The organism is Tepidimonas charontis (assembly GCF_007556685.1).
Taxonomy (GTDB): domain Bacteria; phylum Pseudomonadota; class Gammaproteobacteria; order Burkholderiales; family Burkholderiaceae_C; genus Tepidimonas; species Tepidimonas charontis.
In genome coordinates this window covers 1-1,081 of record NZ_VJON01000098.1, presented here as the reverse complement: position 1 = coordinate 1,081, position 1,081 = coordinate 1, and the positions used below count along the sequence as shown (strand labels likewise).

The following is a 1,081-nucleotide window of genomic DNA, read 5'->3' as shown; positions in this document are numbered from 1 at the left end:
GCATTGCGGGCGCATCATTCTAGGCGGCCCCCGATACCCCCACGGGGCGCGACCACAAGCCCCCGGATGCGCTCGGGCCGACTGCCGCACCGCCGCCCTCATCGCCACGCCATGGCAGCAGCGGCCTCTCGGCCGCTGCGGGTGTGGGCCCGTCAAGTGCGCGGTTTGACCACCAGCACCGGTACCTTGGCGTGCGTGAGCACCTTCTGCGCCACGCTGCCCAGAATCAGCGCCTGCATCCCCTTGCGGCCGTGTGAGCCCATCACGATCAGGTCGCAGCCTTCGGCCTGCGCCGTCTCCAGAATGCCTTCGTAGGTGACGTTGCGCTCGATGGTGTCGCCGGCAAACGGCACCCCACGCGCCTCGCAGACCGCTTTGAGGTCGCTGAGCGCTTGGTCGGCCGCCGCTTTGGCTTCGGCCAGGTAGGCCTGCAAGCCCACCGCCGAGGCTTCGCCGATGCCGATGTAGGGAAAGGGGTCGATGACGTAGACGCCGATGATCTGCGCGCCGTGCTGGCGGGCCAGATCGGCAGCCAGCTCGCCCGCGGCGTGCGACAGCGCCGAGCCATCGACGGGAACCAGAATCTTCTTGAACATGGTACGGGTCTCCTTCCTCGGGTAGCGATTCCGACACGGGCGCGCCACGCCAGCGCTCTGCTGGGCGTCGATGGGCGCGCCACGCGCAACCGCGGCGCGCCGCAAACGGCCACGCGTCCTGCGCGGCGCCATCTTAGCCGCTGCCACGTCGCTGACAAGCCACCGGCAGGCCATGGGCCGTGCGGCGTGACCTTCATTTGCGCTGTTTGACATCCTCCCCCGCCTAAAGTCGGGGGATTCCTACGGCGCTCACCCCGGCATCGAGCCGGAATGAGCCGCTTCGGTGGGTTCCTGCTGCTGGCGGCATGACTGCATCGCTCACTTCACAGGCGCAACGGGCGTGTCCCGCCCTGAGTACGTTGATCGCGCCGACCAGATCGGCGTTTTCCTCGAAACCGCATTCGACGCACAGAAACCGGGCCTGCGTCTGGCGGTTGTCCGCCGACACATGGCCGCAGGCCGGGCACGTCCGCGACGTGTTCTGC

General features: G+C 68.5%; 2 protein-coding genes. Both read right to left on the bottom strand.

All coding sequences use genetic code 11. The annotated features are described in order from the left end of the window. Positions 1-152: 152 nt before the first annotated feature. Complete coding sequence (locus Tchar_RS13510) at positions 153-596, bottom strand: universal stress protein (RefSeq protein WP_144329489.1); 444 nt, start codon at positions 594-596, stop codon at positions 153-155. Positions 597-819: 223 nt separating this feature from the next. Then, on the bottom strand, positions 820-1,081 hold a 262-nt coding region (locus tag Tchar_RS13505; protein WP_144329488.1), incomplete at its 5' end, for a zinc ribbon domain-containing protein.

Bases quoted from the DNA above. Each gene is read 5' to 3' on its own strand.
- Tchar_RS13510 (WP_144329489.1), bottom strand. From the start codon at position 596: ATGTTCAAGAAGATTCTGGTTCCCGTCGATGGCTCGGCGCTGTCGCAC.